Source organism: Paenibacillus sp. sgz302148 (assembly GCF_056120465.1).
Genome location: NZ_JBVYOJ010000012.1, coordinates 112,262 through 134,610 on the forward strand (window position 1 = coordinate 112,262; position 22,349 = coordinate 134,610).

Genomic DNA, 22,349 nt, shown 5'->3' on the forward strand with positions numbered 1-22,349 from the left:
AAAAATTATGATTCCAACTGCCGCGCTTCGCGGTATTCCGACGGAGTCAGCCGGACGTATTTTTGGAATACTTTCGTAAAATAACGCCGTTCCGCATAACCGACCATCTTGCCGATTTGCGTCACGCTTTTGTCGCTGCGCGCAAGCAGCGACTTCGCCAGCTCCATCCGCTGGCGGGTGACGTATTCGACGAACGTTTCGCCGAAATGCTGCTTGAACAATAAGCTGAAATAGCTGCAGCTGATTCCAAGATAATCCGCCATTTCATCCACGCCGATATCTTTGGCCAAATGCTTGTCGATATAATCCTTGGACAGCGTCATCAGCACGTCGCTCGATTTGCGATGGGCGGTAGCTTCAAGGCTTTCTTCAATCATCTGTTCTATTGTATTCCAAAGCGCCTTCACCGTACAGTCCGTTTCAAGCTTCGTCCAAATGTCCGCTTCTTTCGCGGCGGATAAAACGCCTAATTCCTTCAGTTCGCGCATCAAATGCAGGATCAAATAATGCAGGATATGCTCGACCCGAACATGAGATTTCTCGGCTACGGCGCGCAGGTTGGCGCTGAACGACTGCCACGAAGACTCCACCTTCTGGCGGTCCATTTGCTTGAGTCCGGAAATCATTCCCTCGACATCGTTCCATAGCGGAACATGCGGATCGTCGCATGCCGCTTTGGAGCGCTCGGCGATAACGATAGCTTCGGTCCGATTCGGCGTCTGGTGCAGCATATACTGGGTATGCCGATAAACGCCCGGTAGCTCCTCAAGCGAAGCTGCACGAGGATAAACGGCAACGCTGATCGTTTTTTTAACGAAATGCCGCACCGCCTCCTGCATCGAACGAACCCAGCTTTCGGCATGTTCCAGCAACAATTCGCTGTCCGGCTTTCCGTACCACTGAACGAGCACGCTCCACTCGCCTTCGCGAAGCTGCACGATCGCGTGGCTGATGCGGCATTCCGCCAGCACCTCCTCGAGCACGTTGCGAACGGCGAAATTCCACAGCTTCCGCTCGCTTTCGCTCCATTGCCGGTATTCCTGCGTATAGGCATCCAAATCGACGAACAGCACGACATATGAAAGCTGCTCAACCTCCAGTTCGTCCTCGAGCGCGAGCAGCGTTGTGCATTGAACCGTGGAACAACCCAGCAGCACGTCGTACAGCATTTTTTCATAGGCAAGACGAAACGCGGTGCCCCATTTTTTCTGCTCGTTTTTATGCTCCAGCTTCTTCACGCGAATGTCCGCGGCGGTTTGAACGATCGTTCGCTCCAGCTCCTCGTAGTCGATCGGCTTCAGAATATAGTCCCGCGCGGCGAGACGAATCCCGGACCGGGCATATTCGAAATCCTGATACCCGGTCAACAGGATCACCTCGCAGGCTAATTGTTGCTCGCGCACCTTCTGCAGCAACGTAATGCCGTCCATAACGGGCATGCGAATGTCGCTTAGAATCAAATCCGGCTTCACATCCGCTGCGATCTCTAACGCCTGAACGCCGTTTTTGGCGTCGTAAATTTCAATATCCAAACTTTCCCATGGAATGATGGCTTGCAAATTCCGCAAAATATTCACTTCGTCGTCAACCAGCAGCGCCTTCAGCTTCACCTGCGCATCACCCCGCCATATATTTAGGAATCGTGCACCGGATGATCGTTCCGTTCTGCTCCAAAGAGCACACGTACAATCCGTAATCGCTCCCGTATTGGATGCGAATCCGGTCGGCTACGCTGTGTACGCCCAGCCCCCGCCGTTCCCCATGAGCATGCTTCTCCTGCATGGCCAAATAACCTTCGTCGGCATGGTATTGGAATTTGGCCAATACGCTGGTCGGGATGCCGATCCCGTTGTCTTCGACCGTAAAAATAATGTGCTCGCGCTCGACGACCGCGGAAATCCGAATACGTCCGATATATTCAATTCCTTCAAAGCCATGCTGAATGCTGTTTTCGACGAGAGGCTGCAACGTCAGCTTCAAGATGGAGCAATTCATCACTTCTTCCGGAATATCGATTTCAAATTCAAACAGCTCTTCGAAACGGAATTTCTGAATTTCCAAGTAGCTCCGCAAATGATCGATTTCTTGACGGATGCTTATTTCTTCCTTATCCTGGATACTGATGCGCAAAATTCGGCCGAGCCGCTGCACCATCTGGCTCACTTGCTTGCCTTTGTTCTGTACGGCGAGCGCGTTGATCGACTCCAGCGTATTAAACAGGAAGTGCGGTTTGATCTGAGCCTGCAGCACGCGCATTTCCGCTTTATTCTTATGAGACTGCTCCCGCTTGACCTGATCGAGCAGTTCGCTGACCTTGCCCACCAAGCTATTGAAGCCCCTCGACAACAGGAACAGCTCATCGCCGCCTTTCTCCTCGACGCGAACCTGCAGCTCTCCGTTCTCCACCCGGCGCATGAACCGTACGGTCCGCGTAATCGATTTCGCGATCCGGTTCACGAAGAACATGTTGTACATAAAAGCGAGCAGCAGCATCAAGATCGTGAACGTGGCGAGGCCTTTAGCATAAATATAAATTTCGCTCGTTAACGAGTTCCAAGAAGTTACCGATACAAGCTGCCAATTTTCACGTCCGAGTCCGATGCTGGATACGACGCTATCCTGACCATCGAAAGTATGCCGAACACTCTCGTAGCCTTTCGATACATGCAGCCCGTTCGAAATATACGCATTCATATTTTGACCGGCTAATTCATGGCTGCTATCAAAAAATATCGTTCCTTTTTGATTCACGATAAAAAAACGAGTTTGATGATTCCGTTGCGTTGAACTAAACTCCCTAAATATTGCTTCCATTCCGGAGCTTTTAATTTGGACGAACATAATTCCTTTGTCTTGCAGGGAGTTCAAATCCTTAACAACGCGAATTTGAGTAAATACGTGTCCCGATCCGGTCACTTCCGGATATTCAAACGGGCCCACCCATTTCGGTAAGCCCTTCCGCTCCAATGTTTCCCGGTAAACCTCGTGTTCCTTAAATCGCTCGAACGATAACGATCTAACATCTTCCTTCGAATAGATCCAAATCATGGAACTGTTCTTCAAAACATACATAAACGCATAACTCACCGAGGGATGAAACACGAGCATTTCCTTGAAGCTACGCTGAATCTCGTTCATCTCCAAATAGTTGATATCCATGTATTTGCTCTGCTCGTAGCTTGACTTATCCAACACTTCTTGGAGCGCACGGCTAGCGATCGTACTGTCGGTCACCTGATCCATCTCGCGGAATAAAAAGTTGACGCTTTGCTTTAATGCATTTAACGTAAATTCCGTTTGTTCGGAATATTTTTTTTCAATCATATCGCTTACGACAAAAAAAGCGGTGACGCCGAGCAAAGATAAAGGAATAATGATGAGTGCAAAAAAAGCCGAGAATATTTTGACGCGCATGGTCATCATTATTCACTTCCTTTCGTCTAGCCTTTTACACTGCCCGCGGTAATTCCTTCAATGATTTTCTCCTGCAAAAAGGCATACAGCATCAGTACAGGAACTACGCTATATATAATGCCTGCGCATATTTGCGCGTAATTGGTTTGAAAGGCGTCACGGAAGCCAACCATCCCCGTTGGCAATGTCTTTAACGCATCTTTGCTAAGGAAAAAGTTAGCCAATAAAAATTCGTTCCAATTCCCTAAAAAGTTTACAATAAAAACGGTTACAAGCACGGGTAATGTAATCGGTAAAATAATTCTAGCAAACAGTCCTACTGAACTCAACCCGTCCATAATCGCGGCTTCTTCCAGCTCATTAGGAACCGATCGCATAAAAGCGCTGATCAATAGGACGCTGACCGGGAGAGCTCCCGCAGCATAGGGTAGAAACAAAGCCCAATGCGTATTTAAAATTCCTAGTTCTTTCACTAAAATATATTGTGCGATGAACAAGGCATTACCCGGAATTAAAAGCCCGATGGCAATGAATTGATAAACCCATTTGCTTGCTTTTATAAATTTCATTCGAGTTATCGCAAAAGCGGCGGCGGCGGCGAGCAAAACGCCGGCAACTGCCGATGTAAGAGACAAATACAAGCTGTTAAAGAAATAGACTCCGATTTTCGCTTTCACCCATGTCGTAACATAGTTCTCAAACTGCCAAACTTTAGGCAGACCCCACGGATCCTGTGAGATCGCTACATTGCTAACTTTTAACGACGAGAACAAGACGAACACGAACGGATACAATACGACGACAACATACGCAAGCAATATAACATGCGGTATTCCTTTTTTAAGCGCAGCCGGCATCAATATTCAACCCTTTCCTGATTTCTGACAAAAGCAAGCTGGTATAATACCGTAATGATTAAAGCAAATACGAAAATCAAAATCGCGATTGACGTACCGAATCCATATGCACCGGTTTTAATCGCACGATCGATCATGTATGTTCCCATAACTTCCGTCGCCCCGGCAGGTCCGCCTTTCGTCATGACGAGGACGATATCAACGACGCGCAACGCTCCCGCTATGGATAATAGTACAATTACCGATATGATCGGTCTGATCAACGGCACTGTAATCCGCAATGACCTTTGTATTCCGCTCGCTCCATCAATGGCCGCCGCTTCATTTAGCTCTTTAGGAATGCCAAGAATAGCGGCTAAAACGAGTACAATATAAAACCCCATCCATTGCCATGCATTTGTGATTAAAATCGCAACCATGGCCCATTTTTCTTCTCCAAGCCAATAAATCGTATCGATGCCAAACAAGCCGAGAAATCGATTCACCAGTCCCATTTCCGGTTCGTAAAAAAATCCCCACAAAATACCTACTACCGAAGTCGAGATAATGGAAGGCATAAACACTGTCGTTTTATAAAAACGCTGGAACCGTTTGACTCCACTTATGAGCAGCGCAAAAAAAATAATGATCGGCACTTGAATAAAAACGGAGAACACCAAAAAATAAACGTTATTCAAGAAGCCTTTCCAAAACGCGTCGTCAGACAATGCCTTCGTAAAGTTGTCGAACCCAATAAAACTCGGATCGTCGAGCCCGTTCCAATCCGTAAACCCATAATAAAACGAAGATAACATCGGATAAATCGAAAACAAAAAGTAGAGGATGAGCGTCGGTAACAAAAATAAAATATACACCGTGGGGTTTCTTAACGTCTTGTTCATTGCGCCTCCTTCTGCCAATAGATAAGAGGTATCACCCACACACGGGCGGGCGATACCCCTTGATTCCATTCGCCTGACTTACTTCGTTTTGCTGTTTACTTCATCCTGTACTTTCTGAATCGCAGCGGCGGCATCTTGCGGAGTCGTTTGTCCGCCGATCAGTTTTTGCAGTTGTCTTTCGGTTTCCGCATAGGAATCGCCGACAATTTGGTCGACGTGCATGAAGCCCCCTGCGGATTTTTTCAAGACATCCAGAACTTCTTTCGTTGCAGGGTTCTCAACTTTGGAAATCGCCTCGTCGGAAAGCTTCAGCGAAGGCAATACTCCGTCTTCAACTAAGCCGCGCAGTTGCATTTCCTCGTTATACAAGTTTTTGATAAAGCCTTTGATTGCCTTCAGTTCGTTATCGTTGACATCCGCGGAGAACGCGTAGCCATTGTTATAGTTCAGGTTCATATAAATTTGATTGACCTTACCGTTTGGAACCGGCGGCATTGCGAAAAATCCGAATTGGTCAACCATATCCGTACCGATCTTGTCGGCGCCAACTTGCGTTTTGTCGTGGAATACGGATCCTCTCCAGCTTCCGTCGAACATCATAGCGCCTTTACTTGTAATAAAGTTATTTAACGTAGATGTGTAATCGACTGCAAGTTGACCTTTGGAGAAATAACCTTTTTTAATCCAATCATCAAGTGTAGTAAATGCGGCAACGATTTCAGGATCCGTCCATTTAGCGGAACCATCCCTAAATCCGTTAATTACGTCCGGTCCCCCATAAAGTCCGAATAGCGTATTCGGCAACATAGCTGCTACCCATGCGTCCTTGCTGCCCGCTACAAACGGAGTGATGTTTTTCGCTTTCAGTGTTTCCGCGATCTTTTCCAGTTCCTCAAATGTCGTTGGAGGCGTCAGATTGTTGTCAGCGAATATTTTCTTGTTATACCAAAAACCTTCCGTGTTACCTCCGATAGGGAGTCCGTATACTTTGCCTTCATACGAGAAGGCACCAAGCGTAATGAATTTATCTTTAATTCCTAGTTCCTCAATAATTGGAGTCAGGTCGAGAAGTCTGCCCGCTTTCGCATATTTAATGGCATCGTTCACCCCACCGAAGATGTCGAAAATTTTGGGCGGGTTGCCGGCAGCCATTTCCGCAGGAAGCTTCGTGAATCGGTTCGTATTATCTTCTACAGGATCAAGCTCGAATTTCAAACCGGGAATTTCCGATTCCGTCTTTGCCACAACGTCTTGAAGAATTTTCAGACGGTTTTTTTGCGGTTCACCGACTTGAATGTGACGAAGCGAAACGGTAAACGGCTCAACCTTCTCTTCAGCCTTCGGCTCGTCTTCCTTCTTAGGCTCATCTTTCGTCGTGTCCGTTCCCCCGGAGCCTTGTTCTGTCTTCGTTTCGTCCTTCTTCTCTTCCGTCTTGCCGCCGCAGCCTGCAAGCACCGTTGCGAAAACGAAGATGAAAAGAATCGCAAGCATCAAATTCTTTTTCATTCCTGACCCTCCTAAAAAATTTAGAATTGGTTTACGTCTCCCATTATAGGACGGTCGACCCATGCCGTGTAGGTTCACATTTCAACAAAACAGGGATAAAATCCTCTAGTGTGCCCCTGTTCGCTGCCCTCCAATTGGCCATTAATGCAAAAGTGCAGTTATTTCCGCCCAAGTCCTCATCTCCAGGATTGAATAACTGAGATTGTACAGTTATTTTTATGCATTTGCGCGAAACAAGCGGATTTTATACAAATAGATGCAGATTTTCAGTTAATTGTTGCCTTTTTGGTTCATACGCAAAAAATAACTGCACTTTTGCAGTTATGCTCGATTCTCAACTCGCACACTTACTCTTTCTCTTTCTCTTTCTCTTTCTCTTTCTCGGACTTTTACACGCATTCACACTCTTACTCGTACCACACCCCAAAAAAAGCCGCGCCGAATCCGCTCCCGGAGGAGAGATTCGGCGCGACCGCGTGACGGCGATGGCCGGATTCGATTTTAGGGCGCCTAACGCCTTTTGGTAAATCTCGATGCGCTTATAGTGCGCCTAGCGCCTTCTGATAAATCTCGATGTTGCGCTTATTATTTGGCGCCTAACGCCTTGTTAAATCTCGATTTAGGATTATTGGGCGCCTAACGCCTTCTGGTAAATCTCGATGTAGCGCTGCAGCTGCAATCCTTCAAAGCCTTGGACGTAAGCGTCCCAATCTTTCTCGATGTCTTTGTTGCCCGTGATGAATTGCGCCATGTTCTGCTTGATGTAATCTTTGATCGTTGTTTTCAGCTGAGCCGCGTCGTCGGCATCCTCGGCATTCATGAATACGCTGCTTGGATAAGCTTCCTTCGTTGCGAACGGCTCATATTTCTTCGACTCTTGCCACAGGCGAGTTTCGTAGGCGCCTTCGGCGAGCGGATCTTGCGGCGTTGCCCAAGATTCGCGGTATGCCGCCGTCCGTACGGACGGGCCGATTTGTTCCCAGCCGTCGTTGTGCGTTGGTTTGCTTTCCGCGTTCGGGTTCACGATGACCGCATATTTGGCCTGGTTGCCGTGGAAGTCTTTTTCGCCGTCCTTCGCTTTTCTCCAGCCGCCGCCTTCAGGACCTTTCTCCTCAAGCAAAATTGCTTCTTCCGTGTACAGGTAGTCAACCATTTTCATCGCTGCGATTTGCTGCTCTTCGCTTGCTTTGTTCGTGATCGCAAACTGCGATTTCGATACGCCTGCGAAATATCCTGCCGCTTGGTAGCCGTTCGGGCCTTTCACCGGCGGAACGGTGACGAAGTCTTTATGGCGCGGATGCTTGTCGTCGACAGGGTATGCATAGCTGATCAGCGCCGTCGTGATCGATCCCATCACGTTGTCCGGCTCTTTGTTAGCCAGCTGGGCGATTGCGTCGGCATTTTGCGTGAATGAAGCCGGGTCGATCAAGCCATCTTTGTATAATTTACGGATGTATTCCAAGCCTTGCTTCCACTCCGGTTTGTTCGCCGCGAGGTCTACTTTGCCGTCGCGCACGATCAGGAAGGAATCCGAATCGTTATAGATGAACGCATTCATCAAATAACCGTCGATGTTGCCCATCCACATATTCTCGTACGTTGCGCCGGTCAGCGGAATTTCGTCGGCTTTGCCGTTATGGTTCGGGTCCTTTTCTTTAAATGCTTTAAGCACCGTATACAGCTCGTCGGTCGTCGTCGGCATTTGCAAGCCCAGATCGTCGAGCCATTTTTTGTTGATCCAATATTTTTGCGCATACGTGCAATGGAAGCACTCGTTCACTTGCGGAATCGCATAAATATTGCCGTCCGGTGCCGTCATGGCACCTTTCAGGTACGGAATTTCCGCCATCGCTTTTTTCACGTTCGGAGCATATTTCTCGATCAGGTCATTGAGTGGAATGAATACGCCTTGTTGACCGTATTTCATTTGCTCTTCCTTCGTCAGATCGCCGTGCAGGATCACTTCCGGATAATCGCCGCTCGCCAGCATCAGCTGTTTTCTTTCATTCAGAGCGTCGTTCGGTACGAGGTCCCATTGAATGTGAACGTTCGTTTTTTCCTCTAAATGTTTCGTGAATAAATTCGTTTCCATATTTTCGATGCTTGCAAGCTGGGGAGCGAACATTTTGATCGTAACTTTGCTGGCCGGTGCCGGTGTCTCTTCTGTTTTAGGGGCATCCGTATCTGTTTTTGGCGTCTCTTCCTTCGTACCGGACTCGGCTGTCTTCTCGTCGGACTTCCCGCAAGCGCCCAATACAAGCGACAAGCAAATCAACAAGCTTGCCAAAACGAACAACGTCTTTTTCAAAGTGACTCCTCCTTGTATTTAGAAAAGCAAATCTGACAGCTTAACGGCTTCGCTCCGCAAGACGGCGCGGACCCATCACCTCCCTCAAAAAGTCGAATGAATCAGCCTTTCAACGAACCGATCATGACGCCTTTCACGAAGTGCTTCTGCACGAACGGGTAAATAATGAGCACCGGCAAGCTCGCCACGACGATCAGCGAATATTTGAGCAGATCCTTGAGTCCCATTAATGCGGCTGCCTTGTCGGCGTTCGCCATCATCGTCGGATCGATCGTGTTCAAGATCAGGATGTTGCGCAGCACGATCTGCAGCGGGAACAAGTTCGACGATTTCAGGAAGATCAGCGCGTCGAAGTACGAGTTCCAGTGGCCTACCGCGTACATCAGCGTCATGACCGCAAGAATCGGCTTGGATAACGGCAGCACGATGTTCCACATAAACTTGATGTCGCTGCACCCGTCGAGCTCCGCCGCTTCGACCAATTCGTCGGGAATCGTCGTCTGAAAGAACGTTCTCGCCACGATAACTTGGAATACGGCCAATGCGCCAGGCAGAATCATCGCCCATGGCGTATTAAGCAGGTTCAAGTTTTTGACGACCAGATAAAAAGGGATAATGCCTCCGTCAAAAAGCATCGTGAACACGAGCATCATCATAATGAGATTGCGCCCGACAAACGTTTTGCGGGCAAGCGGATAGGCCAGCATGACGGTCATGAGCACGTTCACCAGCGTACCGACAACGGCGTAGAACAGGGAATTGCGATAACCGATAAACACATTCGGGTTATTAAACACAGCCTTATACCCGGCGAGCGAAAAATCGACCGGAAACAGCCACACTCTGCCGGACGTTACCGCTTGCGGCGAGCTGAAGGACGAACTGACGATATATAACAGCGGACAAACGATAATGATAAGTACGAGGGTCAGGAACGCGTATACCGTATATAAGAATAGCTTGTCCCCGACCGATTCTTTAATTTTGATTGAAGTAGCCATCGCGAGTGGAATGCCTCCTTTCCGTTACCATAAGCTCGTGTTCGATAGCCTCCGCGCGATGAAGTTGACGGCGACAAGCAGGATCAAGTTGATGACCGAGTTGAACAAGCCGACGGCCGACGAGAAGCTGAAGTTCGAGCCGATCAGTCCGACTTTGTATACATAAGTGGAGATGACTTCGGACGTGCTCAGATTGAGCGGGTTTTGCATCAGGTAAATCTTCTCGAAGCCGAGGCGCATGATGTTGCCCAGATTGAGGATAAGCAGGATCACGGAAACCGGAATCAAGCTCGGGATATCGATGTGCCTGATTTTTTGCAGACGCGACGCTCCGTCGACTTTAGCCGCCTCGTACAAGTCCGGATTGACGCCGGATAACGCCGCGATATAGATGATGGCCCCGTAGCCGGTATATTGCCATACGTCCGACCATACATAAATCGATTTGAACAGTCCCGGTATGCCCATGAAATTAACGGGCTCGGCGCCGAAAAACGTAAACACCTTGCTCAGCAAGCCAACGTTCGGCGACAGCGTCACGATCAGGATCGAAACCATGATGACGGTCGAAATAAAATAAGGGGCGTACGTAATCATCTGGACCGACTTTTTGAACAGCCCGTTGCGGATTTCGTTTAAGGCAAGCGCCAGAATGATCGGTGCCGGGAACCCGACGAGCAAGCCGTACAAGCTGATGCCCAACGTGTTCTTAATGTACATCCAGAAGTTCGGCGAGGCGAAAAACTTGTTGAAATGTTTGAAGCCTGCCCAATCGCTGCCCCAGATGCCCTTGATGACGTTAAAATCTTTGAACGCGATTTGCACGCCGGCCATCGGCAAATATTTGAATATGATGATGTAAGCCATCGGAAGCAAGACAACAAGATAAAGCTGCCAATGCTTCCTCATCCGTCTCCACATTGTGGCGGACATTCGTTTCCCCCCTCAAGCTGCGATTTATCGTTTGTGGCTTGATTCTATCCCGTAATCGTAAGCGGTTACAACGATCAAGATTCGCGGAATTGGATTATTTCCAGAACCGCGCCGCTGCAAGCTCCTTCGTTTCCCTTTCGCTTATGACTACCATCTTTCGCCGGAGTGGCGAATTTCGAAACATCAAGATCGGGCGAATAAAAAACACCGCCTGCTCGCCGGAAGCCGTTTGAAAAGCACAAACAAACGGGATGTGCGGGAAGGCGGCGGCCGAACGGCAACCGATTTTCGCCGAAAATGCGAAATTCAATAATCTTTGCGGTATTCGCCGGGAGACATGCCAACAACGCTTTTGAACACCCGGTTGAATGAGTTGGAGCTCGTATAACCGACGGCTTCGCCGATTTCCTGCACGGACTTCTTCGATTCGATCAGGAGCCGCTTCGCATGGCCGATGCGCAGCGCGATAAGGAAGTCAACGAACTTCTCGCCGAATTCTTCCTTGAACAGCTTGCTTAAATATTTGCCGTTGACCTCGAAAATATCGCTAAGATGCTCAAGAGACATATTCGGATTCGTGTAATGATGCTCGATATATTTGCGCATTTCCTTCATCAGCGAATGATGGTTTTTGGATTCGCGCTGCGATTGCATGCGGATCTGCAGTTCGGTTAAGAGCCTCAGCAGCTTGGACTCGATCTCCTCCAGCGTATCGAACGATTCAAAGGCGTCGCTCAACTGCTGCTTTGCTTCTTGCCGCCATATATCCTGGAATTCCTTCGGCAGCGCCATCATTTCCCGGTCGAGATGATAACCGAGGAAGCTGAGCAGGCTGAGAATATCCTCCTTCGGCAGGACATTCGTCCGAATTTGGCGGAACAACGCGTCGTAATGATGCTGCCATTCCTCCTCTGCCAGCCGATACGCCTCGACCAACGCGTGAATCAGCTTCAAGTGCGGGTAAACTTCCGTTTGCGAGCGGATCGTTTCCTCGTGCCAGATGACGCGGTTAAGCCCGACGGCCGCTTTATATTTCAGCGCCTCCAGCGCCTCGTTATAAGATTCGTGCAGGCGCGCGACCCGCTCCGCCGGCAAGCCGACGCCGATCGTCGCCGTGAACTGCAGGTTGGCGCTAATCCATTCGCGGCACGCCTCGAACAGCTGAACGAGCTTCTTGCGATCTTCCGAGCTGTCGCCGCTCATTTGCACAATGCCGGCAAGCCGCTGATTCGCGGTCCATTCCGTCCACACGGCCAGCTGAGGTTTGCCCGCCATTTCCTGAATAACGCTCGTCAGGACGAACTTCAGCAAATATTGGTCGCGGTAGTTGTATTTCACGCAGAAGTCGGCGTACTTGTCGATTTCGAGCACGAATACGACAGCCCGCTCGAACGTTTCCGGCATTTGGAGCGCGCGCATTTCCGCCTTCCATTCGCTCGCATCGATTTGCCGCGTTCCTTCCAGCAGCTCCTCGAACAAATACTTTTTGCGCAGCACCAAATCTTCCTCATGCTGCTGCTGGAACCGGTTCGTCTGCTCGATCATGTTCTCGAGCGCGGATTCGATAAACTTGAACTCGTCCGGATGCCCGCCGCCGACCAGCGCGCTGGCCCGCTGCTGCGAATAGCTCTGGATGCGCGATACGATGGACTCGATCGGCCGGTAATTTTTGCGCGTGACGAAGATCATCCAGCCGATGCCCATCAGCGCAACGACGAAACCGATAATGATCCATACATTATATAAAGAAGTCACGAAACGCAGGTACCCGCCGTGAACGAGTCCGCTCTCGATTTTCCAGCCGGTGTAGCCCGACGTATATTCCGACAGCACGTTCAGCTTGGCGTTATCGACGGCTCCCGGCGCGAGCAAATTTCGATTCTGGTGGTCAAGCAGCCGGACGAACGTAATTTCGGGGCTGTACATGTCGCCGACAAGCCGCTGTAGCGAGCTTAAGTTGACGTTAACGACGATCAGGCCTTGGCCGCTTGAATAAAAAGGAATGCCGCGCACAAGCGTCACGACCTGCTTGCTCGGCTTGAACTCCAGATTGAACTCTTGGAACGTACGCAGGTCGGTCCATTGCTTGGAAGGTACTTTTTTCATAAACTGCTTGATAAACGGCGCTTCTGAATACGCTTCCAACTGTGACGAAGTGTTGTTGCTGAGCACGAAATTGTCCGAATAGCGCACCAAATAGATCGTATCGATCAAAGGGAACGTAATGATCAAATCCTGCATCGATTTCACCGCCTGCATGTTGACGATGACGTTGCTGGAATCCTGCTGGGCGAAAAACTGCGTAATGTTCTTGTTGACCATCGTTTCGCGCATGATTTTATGATCGATCGATTTCAAGTTCGAATCGATCGATTGAATCGCTTGCCGGGCGAGCGACTCGTTCGCTTTGATCGCCTCGCTTTGCGTCAGCTGGTTGATCGTTTGGAAGAAGATCACGAACAGAAATGTGATGACGATAAAAAATACCGGCACATAAGAAAGCAGCATCCGGTGAAACCATCTTTTGTTCATCGCGCGCCCCGCTCCCGCTACAATTTATTAAGGTTGAAAACGGGGACAGGCTCGCGCCTATCCCCGTAATTGTAGTGTACAAACGGTTCGAAGGTCGTGTCAATCCATTTGCGATTGCCAAATTTGTACGCATTCGATGCGATTTCAAGCCCACTCTCTCCGGATTCGCAGCAAGCTCGAACGGCCGCGATTTCCTAACGTCAACCTCCTTTTTTCGCGGCATTACCAAATTTCGCATCGTCGCTAAGGGATGCCTAAAGAGAAAAAGACCGGAGCATGGACAGTCTAGCAGCGCGCTTTGTCACAATGAACAAGAATCCCGCCGTTCTCTTCGTCCATCCGCTTACATATAATTTTGGGGGGCGCTTTGTTTCCAATGGAATCTTTGAATGTAAGGATTGCAGGTCGGTAAACATTTACACAGGGGAGATTTTCATGAAAAGAATACGCTGCTTTGCATGGATTGCGGCCATATTCTTGATGTTCGGAGCGGTTTCGCCAGCCGCGGCTAACGCATTGCCCATTCAAATCGATCCGAAGCTGCCAATCATCAAAATCGATCCGGATTTGCTGAATTTATCCGTTACGATCAAAGATCCCGGCTTTTCCGCATACGTTCACAAGCTTCTCGGCAAAGCCCCGGATCAGTTGTTGTACAAATCCGACTTCGACAGCTACTGCAAGGCGGAAGCCGCGAAGCCGACATTGCGTTATATGTCGTTCGACAAGCAAGAGGGAGACCCCGTCATCCAAAGCGTCGACGGCATCGAGCTGTTCTCCGGCTGCAACTACGATAACCTTTACCTGATCAACCACCAAATCACCGACATTACACCGATCGGCAAGCTCACCACTTTAAAAAAACTATTTCTCGATCATAACAGCATTTCCGACCTAAACCCGCTGTCCGGCCTGACTCAACTGAAAACGTTAAGAATCGTTGATAATGAAGTCACAGACCTGACGCCGATCAGCAAGTTTGCCGGCCTCATCGAATTGGGAGCGGCCGACAACCGGATTACGGACATTTCGCCGATCGCTTCACTAACCCTATTAGAATGGTTGGACCTAGGGAAAAATCAGATTTCCGATTTGTCGCCGCTGCATAAAATGACGCAGTTGAACAGTCTTTGGTTGTCCAAAAATAACATTTCGGACATCTCTCCCTTGGATAAACTGCGGAATATGCAAACGCTCGATTTGGACAACAATCAAATCGGCGATTTAACCGCATTAGGGGGCATGTCCAAGCTGAAGCGTTTGTCGTTCTCGAACAATCGCGTCTCCGACCTGGCTCCATTGGCTGCATTATACGACCTCGAAGAGCTGAAAGCGTCGCAAAACAATATATCGGAATTGAAGCCGCTTACAGCGTTAAACAAGCTTTCCACCCTGATTGCGGGCTCGAATCATATCGAATCGATTGAAGCGCTAAATGGAATGCCGCTGCAGGTTGTCCATCTGAACGACAACGCCATCGACCTGACTCTGGATCACAACAAGCTGGTTCAGATGAGTCTTGAAAAAACGGGCAAGGATATCAGCTTCCTCAACCAACACCCGGTCAAACCGGCTGGGACTGGTGACAATCCGGTTACGGGTAACCCGGGTACGCCGAACCCAGGCACGCCGAGTACAGGGACGCCTAATCCGGGAACCCCCGGTGCCGGGACAACCGGCACGCCGAAAAAAATGCCTTTTGTCGACATCGACGGCCATTGGGCGCAGAAGGACATCGAATGGGCTTACGAGCTCAATATGGTGAGCGGCACGTCTCCCGGCATCTTCAGCCCCGAGGCGAAAACAACCGAAGGCCAGTTTCTGAAAATGCTGCTCGTGGCGATGAACGGCGTCACGGAACAACCCGTCAGCAAACCTTGGACGCAAAAATATTACGCGTACGCGGCGGCCAACAACTATCCGCTCGAGGAGAAAAACAGCGACAAGCCGATTACGCGGCAGGCCGTCGCCGAGCTGATCGCGGCCACGCAAGGCGTCAATGCGAGCGGCGACAAGGCGATTCAGTACCTGCTCGATCATAAGCTGTCGAAAGGCAAAACGGCGGCGACCGTAGCCGGTTACCACGGCGGCGACAACTTGACAAGGGCCGAGGCAGTGCGCTTTATCCGCAACGTGCTAAGCGTCGCCGAGCATCAAACCCCGCAGCCGCGGCCGGACAAATAGGGTTGCGTTGCGTTCCTCGGCCCACAACCCAACTTCCGCTTCGCCCCTAGTCCATCTCACCCATGGCGGTGTATGAGATGAACGGCCAGCTTGGCATATCAGCAAAAGAGCGTCCTGCCGCTTCCGGCAAGACGCTCTTTGTTGTTGGCATGGCATGGGACGGGCCCTGCGACCCGAGCATTCCCGTATGAATTACCCGACGATCCCCGTACGCTCGACGCTTTCGACGAAATAACGCTGCACGAACATGTACAGGATCAGCACCGGCGCGATAAACAACAGCTCGCCCGTGTTTTTGATCATATACGCGAAAAGCGGGTCCTCGAACTGCGTTGCCGTCCACATCGTCGGCAGCATCGTCGACAGCACTTTGATGCGGGTCAGCAGCAAGGAGACGAAATAGCTGTCGTTCCACATCCAGACGAACGAGAACAGTAGTACCGTAATGATCGCCGGCACGGCGTTCGGCAGCATGATGCGCCAGAACGTCATGAATACGCCGCAGCCGTCCATGTAGGCCGATTCCTCCAGTTCCTTCGGGATGCCGCGGAAAAACTGGCGGAAGATAAAGATGAACAAACCGCTTTTGATGCCCATGCCGGTCGCTGCCTGCAGAATGAACGGCCAATAGCTGTCGAGCAAATTAAGCCCTTCCCCGCCGTTAAACAAGCCGATCAGCCCAAACAAGTCGAAGAAGCGGTAGTTCAAATACGTCGGGATCATGAGCGTTTGCGACGGCACGATAATCGTGAAGACGACCAGCCCGAACAAAAAACCGCTTCCCTTGAACTTGAGCCTCGCGAACCCGAAAGCGGCAAGAGCGCAGGAGGCGACCTGCAGCAATGTCGTCACGACGGAGATGAACAGCGAGTTGAAGAACGTTTCGGCATAGTTCAGCGTCTCCGCAGCGAACTTAATATTGTCAAGCGTAAAATGCTTTGGAATCCATAACACCGACGGATCCATCATATCCGATCGCAGCTTGAACGCCATCGACAGCTTGAAGAAAATCGGGTACAGGATGACAAAGCATAATCCGGAAACCAATACCGCTCTGACGATCACCCAAAGCCAATGTTTCGCTATATTGAGCGGCTGACCGTTTCGAACGATCCGCAGCAATGTCCCATTTGTTTTCAACACGGCCTGTTTCATGCGGATCCCCCCTTTAATCGTAATAGAATACTTTACGAGATACGCCCCATACGAGAGCAATAAGAATGATCGCCGTCACCGCAAAATAAACCCACGACATTGCAGCGCTTAAGCTGAAATTGAGCGCTTTGAACGCCGTTTCGTTAATCAGCACGCTCAGCTTATTGTAGTTGTACGAATCGATGACCGTGTAAACGACGTTGGTCAGAATAAGCGGGCTCACCATCGGAAACGTGATTTTCCAGAACGATTCGTAAGCCGTGGCGCCTTCGATTTTGGCTGCCTCGTAAAGCGACGGGGATACCGATTGCAATCCCGCAAGGAAAATCAAAATTTGCACGCCGGAGTGGCTAATAATCTCGTAAATTCGATCGACGGACCCCGTAATATACGAGGTCAGCCCGCTGCCGAAGCCGGACTCCAGCAGCAATTGCTGGAGCTCCGCGCTCTTCAGGCCTTCGGTGTCGCTTCCGGTCACCGTCTGAGCCACCGTCGCCAAATCGGCGCTTTGCTCGATCGACAGCAGGTTCGTCGCAAGCAATACCGGCAGGAAGAAAATCGACCGGGCGAGCATCCGGCCGCGGAACTTCTGATTCAGCAGCGTTGCCGCGAACAAGCTGAAAATAATGATCGAAGGCACATTGATGACGACATCCGTGACGGATTCCACGAGCAGACGGTTGAACGTCGGATGCTTGTAGAATACTTCCTCGAAAAACTTGAAGCCCGCAAATTGCGTATCGAAACCGCCGAGCGCCACCTTCAGCTCGTTCAGGCTATATACGAGCGAATCGTACAAAGGAATGGCGAACAGGATAATAAATCCGAACAACCACGGGCTGACGAACAACATGCCAAACACCGATTTTCTTTGCTCAAGCGTTAAACCTTTTCTCATTGTGTCGCACCACCCACCGCGTAGCTTTGCGCTTCCAGACGTGTGCCTAGGACGTCAACCGCCTCGCGGTTATAGTTGACGGTGATCGTTTTGCCGTTGCTGAATGTCGTCCGGTAAACGCCTGCCGCCAGCTTCTCATGCCCGGCAATGGTCGCCTCCCGCACATCCTTCAATACGCGATCGGCCTCCTGGTAGAATTTCACCGATTCGTCGAACCAGTTTGCGTAATGCGCCGAATACATATAATCGAAATCGGTATTTCTAACCGATTCCGGCGCTCCGTAGAACCATTCGTAATACGTGTTCGTGCCGGTTTCCAGATTTTTCAGAAGCCGGGTTTTGAAATCCTGGTCGCGGCTCAGGTTGATCGGCGTCCCCGCGACGTCGGCGTAGCCGTGCAGCACGATTTCGTAGAACGGAACGGCTTCGTCCGTCAAGTTCGCCTTGCTGCTCTCGAGCGGCGCGTCGACGATCATTTGCGTGTACGGCAGCGTATACGCGTTGCCGCCGCTGATCATCGTTTGGCCGGCGTTTTCGGCCAGCCTTTTGGTCAGCTCGGCCAATTGCGTTTTGCTTTGCTCACGGTCCATGCTGCCGCTGGATTTCACGACTGAGTTCACGTCCTCGCCCATGTCGCGCAGCGACACGCCGCCGACGTTCCAGGGCTTGTATTCGTCGATAAAGTCGTCAACTAGATCAGGCATCTTGATCGGGGACATGACGTAATACTCAAAATCGCTGCGGTTCGTGGACACCAGATCGGTCGCGTATTCCTTGATTTCCTCGCGGTACAGGAAGTCCGTGCCGTCTCGCGAAGGTCGGAACCCGTGGCCGCTCACATAGACACGATTGAACGCGACGTCCGGGAACAAGCCGATGCGGTTGTCCTTGGCGTATTGGATCAGCCGCTCGAAGCCGCCGTTTCCGCCCAGCACGCCGTCCACGCTAATATCGTCCGGGTACTCGTGGTTCATTCCTCCGTTAAACCAGCCGGAATAACGCAGTTGAATATTGTCGATGCCCTTCTTCTTCAGCATCTTGAGCAGCTGCTCCGCCTGCCCGAACGAAGTGAGCGATTCCGTCGAGCGGTAAGGCACGCCAAGGAACGTTTCGCGCACCGGAATGGAGCCGATCAAGTTCAGCACGAACGGCGTATTATCCGACGGCGCAAGCTTCTTCAGCGTTCCTTTTGCCTCGAGATATTTCTGGTAATATTGCGCCATGCCGACATAACTCGCGTCCTTGCCGGACAAGAAGGCGTAGCGCAGCTGAATGTCGCTTTTGAGCATCGGCGCGAACATCGGACTTGTTTTGGTCACGCTGCCCGCCCGGTATCTGAACTCCTCCATCGGCTTCATCAGGAAACTAGTCCGAATGAAATTGTACGAGCTGACGCTGCCGCTGATGTCCGCTTTGATCGAAGCCGCCGCATCCCCGCGTTCGATAATGCCGATGAACGCCTGGTCGCCTTGCTTCATGCCGAATACGGGCAAGCGCGACTGCTGCATGAATTGCTTCGTTTTTTCTCTGTCGCGCAGCGTTTTGTCCTTGCCATAAAGCGGCACGTCGTACGAAACGGCGCTGATCTTGCCGTTGTTCAGGCGGATGAGCGCGCCGGAGCCGTCCGGCACGAACATATAGCCGTCGTCCTCGCCGGTGCCAGCCGCGCCGAACAGCTCAAGCGGACGGATCGATTCCAGCGGAAATTCCGGCGAATCCTGCACTTCGCTGGTCGGGATTCGAACAACCAGCGCATCGTCCTCCAGCGTATACTCCAGCGGGATCGTAAATTTCGGCGCAGCCGCCGATTTTTCCTCGCCCGCGCTGTTGGCCGCATTGTCCTGCGCGGCGTCCTCCGCCGTATACCCCGTCTGCTCCAGCAGAGCGACGACATCCTTGATGACGTATTCCGGCATTTCCTTGCGCTTGTAAATTTGCTTCGCCTCGTCGAAGAAAAACCGTTTTTCGATTTCGAAGCGCGTCGCGTCGTCCGGAAGCTTGCTTAATATTTTCTCTTCCATCCGCTGCTTGCTGATCAGCATCGGAATGAGCGCGATGCCTTTCTGGAAGTTGCCGAGCTGGTATACGACCTTAACGCCTTTGTCCGTCTTGAAAATCTGGAATTGATTCCGTTTAATCGATTCCACGAAATTGTTCGTATACGACGTCTGGCCTTTCTGATCGTTGTATACGATGCCGATTTGAGAGGACAGGTTGTCGCGGTTGATGCCTTCCGCTTTTGTATCCTGGTCCCGGTCCACCGGGTTGGAATACCACGTATGGCCGGAACGCTTATCCTTTACGGAAATTTCCGTCGTTTTCTTATCGATGAACAGCTGCAGCGAACCGGTCTCCGCTACGAGCTCCGTGCCGGCTGTACCGTCTAACGGAACGGACGTTTCGGCAGTTTGGCTCGTACCGCCGTCCGCCGTGCCGCCCGCTGCATTCGCCGCGTTTGCCGTACCGTCCGCGTTGTTGTCTCCCGTCGCCGCAGTCCACTGCTGCAAGCTGACGCCGGCGAGCAAACCCGCGCAAACGATAACGGACAACATCCATTTCGTTTTGCGATTCAAGCGTATCCCTCCCTACATCCGAACTATGATTTCGCGATACATCGACTCAATAAAGGTGGCCATCTGCTGCACCAAGCTGAAGCAGAGCAGCCCCAGGAACACGATGAACGCCATAACGACGGCCGTCAGCGCTAACGTCACAACCGTTTTGCCGATCGTGTATTGGTGAACGGTCATCGTTCCGATAAACATCAGCCATGCGAACCACAAGTACGCAATCGATTCGAGCAAATAATAAAATGCCGCTTCATCCGAAGTAATCAGATTGCTGAACAAAATTTGCGGAATAAACACGACGACAAGCGGCAGCAGCGCGTAACCCATCGCCATGACGATATCCTTGAACTTGCCTTCGCCGTCCATCAGCGTCGTGAGCGACCAGTTCGCGATACAGAACAGGAAAAACGGCAGTACGATAAATTTCAGCTCGTCGACGCTGTTCAGTTCGTCCAGCTTGTTGAAGTTGACGACGAATCCGGAATATTGGCGCTTCAGAATCATCGTGACGACGAGCAGCAGAATGATCGACAGCGCGATCCAGATGCGTCCTTTGCCCTCGTATTTCATTTCCCAGAAGCCGCTGAACGGGCGAATCATCGTGCGAAACGGCGTCTGCAGCACGCCGGTCTCGACGAAGTGCAGGGCCGGGCGGCGGCGTCTCCAATAGATTCGAACGCCGATATACACCGCGACAAGACCAACGATGACGAACACGATCGTCGCGAAATGGTTCCACAAGTATTCCGAGCGGTACCGCTTGAACGCCTCCGAATAATATTTGCGGTTGTTGCCGTTTTTGAAATAATCCATCGCCAGGCCGCTTTCGTCCTTCTTCATGAGCGCCTTGCCCATCCCGATGTAGGCGATGTCGTAGTTGGCGTTCAGCTTTAGGATTTCGTTCCAGGCCTCGGACGCCGCGTCGACCTTCCCGTTGAACTGGGAGGTGACCGCATCGCGGATGAGCGACCCGTAGCGCGTCGGCGCGAAGATCATGAGCCGGTTCATGCCGCCGTCCATGACGACGAATTTGTCGCCGAGCATATCCATGGCCGTTGGCTTCTGGAAATTGTTCGACGTCATGCCGACACCGCCGAATTGATAGAGCAGGTTGCCGTCCCGGTCATAGGTAAAAATCCGGTTCCGGCGTGAATCGAGACCCGAATACAGGCCGTCGCGTTCGTAGATGACGTCGATGAACGTTGATGCGCCGGCGTTTTCGACCTGAGCGTTCGCCGTTGCGGCGTCCAAGCTGACGACCGCAATATCGCCGATCGGATAGAAGTAGCCTTCGCGGCGAAGCACGTCCTCGCCGCCTGGATTGATCTTCTTGATCGGCGTCATGGACCCGACCTCGGACGAAACGGCGTAAATAAATCCGCGTTCGTCCAAATCGAGGTTGCCGAATTCAACCGGCAGGAACAATTGCATCTGCTTGTTCTGTTCCTTCGTCGACAGCCGCTTCCAGAGCAGATCCGCTGCGTTGAAGCGCACTTTGTTCGTGCCGACGTAACCTTTGAAATTGCCGAGCGCGTCGAACTCCATAATCCCTTCGTAAGCGCCTTGGGCGACGACGTACACCCGGTTCGTCTTGTCTACGGTCACCTTCTGCGGGAAATATTGAAAGTCCTTCGGAATGATGCTCGATACCGGAGGCCCGAAAATTTTCTCCAGCCTGCCGTCGCTCGTCAGTTTGACGACCCGGCTGTTTTGCTTATCCGCGATATAGATGAAATCATCCTTGTCTACGAACACACCGTACGGCTTATTGAACGTATCCTGCTTGCCGGCGTTGTCGAACGAATCGATAACCCGGACCAGTTGGCCCTTGGCGTCCAGGACGACGATCCGGTTGTTGCCGGTATCGGCAATGACGATTTGATTGCCGGCAGAGACAAAAACGTCCTGCGGATCGTTGAAGTCGCCGATGCCAAGTCCTTTGCCGAATACTTCCTGCTCTACGAGATAAGGATACGGCGCAGGCTCGGCCTCTCCCCAGTAGGAATAATTGTATCCGTAATCCGGCAATGCCGCCGACACCGGAGCAGCCGCACCGACGGTAAAAAGCGCCGCAAGCAAGATGGCGATAAATCTTCTGTAGAAAGCCAAA

Annotated in this window: 14 protein-coding genes; 1 reads left to right on the plus strand and 13 read right to left on the minus strand. The window is 51.1% G+C overall.

What is annotated here, in order from left to right; translation table 11 throughout:
• Positions 1–5: 5 nt before the first annotated feature.
• From AC0LWM_RS18860 to AC0LWM_RS18900, 9 genes are all read right to left on the minus strand, one after another.
• The gene (locus AC0LWM_RS18860) at positions 6–1,610 is read right to left on the minus strand and encodes a response regulator (protein ID WP_474676533.1); all 1,605 of its coding nucleotides are present in this window, start codon (positions 1,608–1,610) and stop codon (positions 6–8) included.
• Between the two features lie 7 nt (positions 1,611–1,617).
• Complete coding sequence (locus tag AC0LWM_RS18865) at positions 1,618–3,423, minus strand: cache domain-containing sensor histidine kinase (protein ID WP_474676534.1); 1,806 nt, start codon at positions 3,421–3,423, stop codon at positions 1,618–1,620.
• A 17-nt stretch (positions 3,424–3,440) separates the two neighbouring features.
• Complete coding sequence (locus tag AC0LWM_RS18870) at positions 3,441–4,271, minus strand: carbohydrate ABC transporter permease (RefSeq protein ID WP_474676632.1); 831 nt, start codon at positions 4,269–4,271, stop codon at positions 3,441–3,443.
• A complete protein-coding gene (locus AC0LWM_RS18875) occupies positions 4,271–5,152 on the minus strand; it encodes a carbohydrate ABC transporter permease (RefSeq protein WP_474676535.1) in 882 nt (293 codons plus the stop codon). Before AC0LWM_RS18875 ends, AC0LWM_RS18870 begins: the two co-directional genes overlap by 1 nt.
• A gap of 78 nt (positions 5,153–5,230) precedes the next feature.
• Positions 5,231–6,658, minus strand: a complete 1,428-nt coding sequence (locus AC0LWM_RS18880) for an ABC transporter substrate-binding protein (protein WP_474676536.1) — start codon at positions 6,656–6,658, stop codon at positions 5,231–5,233.
• Positions 6,659–7,283: 625 nt separating this feature from the next.
• Entirely contained in the window at positions 7,284–8,966 is a 1,683-nt protein-coding gene (locus AC0LWM_RS18885) for an ABC transporter substrate-binding protein (RefSeq protein WP_474676537.1), read from the minus strand.
• Positions 8,967–9,067: 101 nt separating this feature from the next.
• Positions 9,068–9,967: a carbohydrate ABC transporter permease gene (locus AC0LWM_RS18890; RefSeq protein ID WP_474676538.1), complete on the minus strand. Its 900-nt coding sequence runs from the start codon at positions 9,965–9,967 to the stop codon at positions 9,068–9,070.
• A 24-nt stretch (positions 9,968–9,991) separates the two neighbouring features.
• Entirely contained in the window at positions 9,992–10,900 is a 909-nt protein-coding gene (locus AC0LWM_RS18895) for an ABC transporter permease (RefSeq protein ID WP_474676539.1), read from the minus strand.
• 306 nt (positions 10,901–11,206) lie between these two features.
• On the minus strand, positions 11,207–13,432 hold the full coding sequence (locus AC0LWM_RS18900) for a helix-turn-helix domain-containing protein (protein ID WP_474676540.1): 2,226 nt from the start codon (positions 13,430–13,432) through the stop codon (positions 11,207–11,209).
• 435 nt (positions 13,433–13,867) lie between these two features.
• Here AC0LWM_RS18900 and AC0LWM_RS18905 point away from each other — a divergent pair, with 435 nt between their 5' ends.
• The gene (locus AC0LWM_RS18905) at positions 13,868–15,616 is read left to right on the plus strand and encodes a leucine-rich repeat domain-containing protein (RefSeq protein ID WP_474676541.1); all 1,749 of its coding nucleotides are present in this window, start codon (positions 13,868–13,870) and stop codon (positions 15,614–15,616) included.
• 192 nt (positions 15,617–15,808) lie between these two features.
• On the opposite strand, the gene AC0LWM_RS18910 is transcribed toward AC0LWM_RS18905, so the two are convergent.
• Genes AC0LWM_RS18910 through AC0LWM_RS18925 form a run of 4 tightly spaced genes read right to left on the minus strand, consistent with a single transcriptional unit; the run spans position 15,809 to position 22,348 of the window.
• A complete protein-coding gene (locus AC0LWM_RS18910) occupies positions 15,809–16,771 on the minus strand; it encodes a carbohydrate ABC transporter permease (protein WP_474676542.1) in 963 nt (320 codons plus the stop codon).
• A gap of 13 nt (positions 16,772–16,784) precedes the next feature.
• On the minus strand, positions 16,785–17,669 hold the full coding sequence (locus AC0LWM_RS18915) for a carbohydrate ABC transporter permease (RefSeq protein ID WP_474676543.1): 885 nt from the start codon (positions 17,667–17,669) through the stop codon (positions 16,785–16,787).
• The gene (locus AC0LWM_RS18920; RefSeq protein ID WP_474676544.1) at positions 17,666–20,242 is read right to left on the minus strand and encodes a DUF5696 domain-containing protein; all 2,577 of its coding nucleotides are present in this window, start codon (positions 20,240–20,242) and stop codon (positions 17,666–17,668) included. Before AC0LWM_RS18920 ends, AC0LWM_RS18915 begins: the two co-directional genes overlap by 4 nt.
• Before the next feature lie 12 nt (positions 20,243–20,254).
• The gene (locus AC0LWM_RS18925; protein WP_474676545.1) at positions 20,255–22,348 is read right to left on the minus strand and encodes a YIP1 family protein; all 2,094 of its coding nucleotides are present in this window, start codon (positions 22,346–22,348) and stop codon (positions 20,255–20,257) included.
• Between the last annotated feature and the right edge of the window lies 1 nt (position 22,349).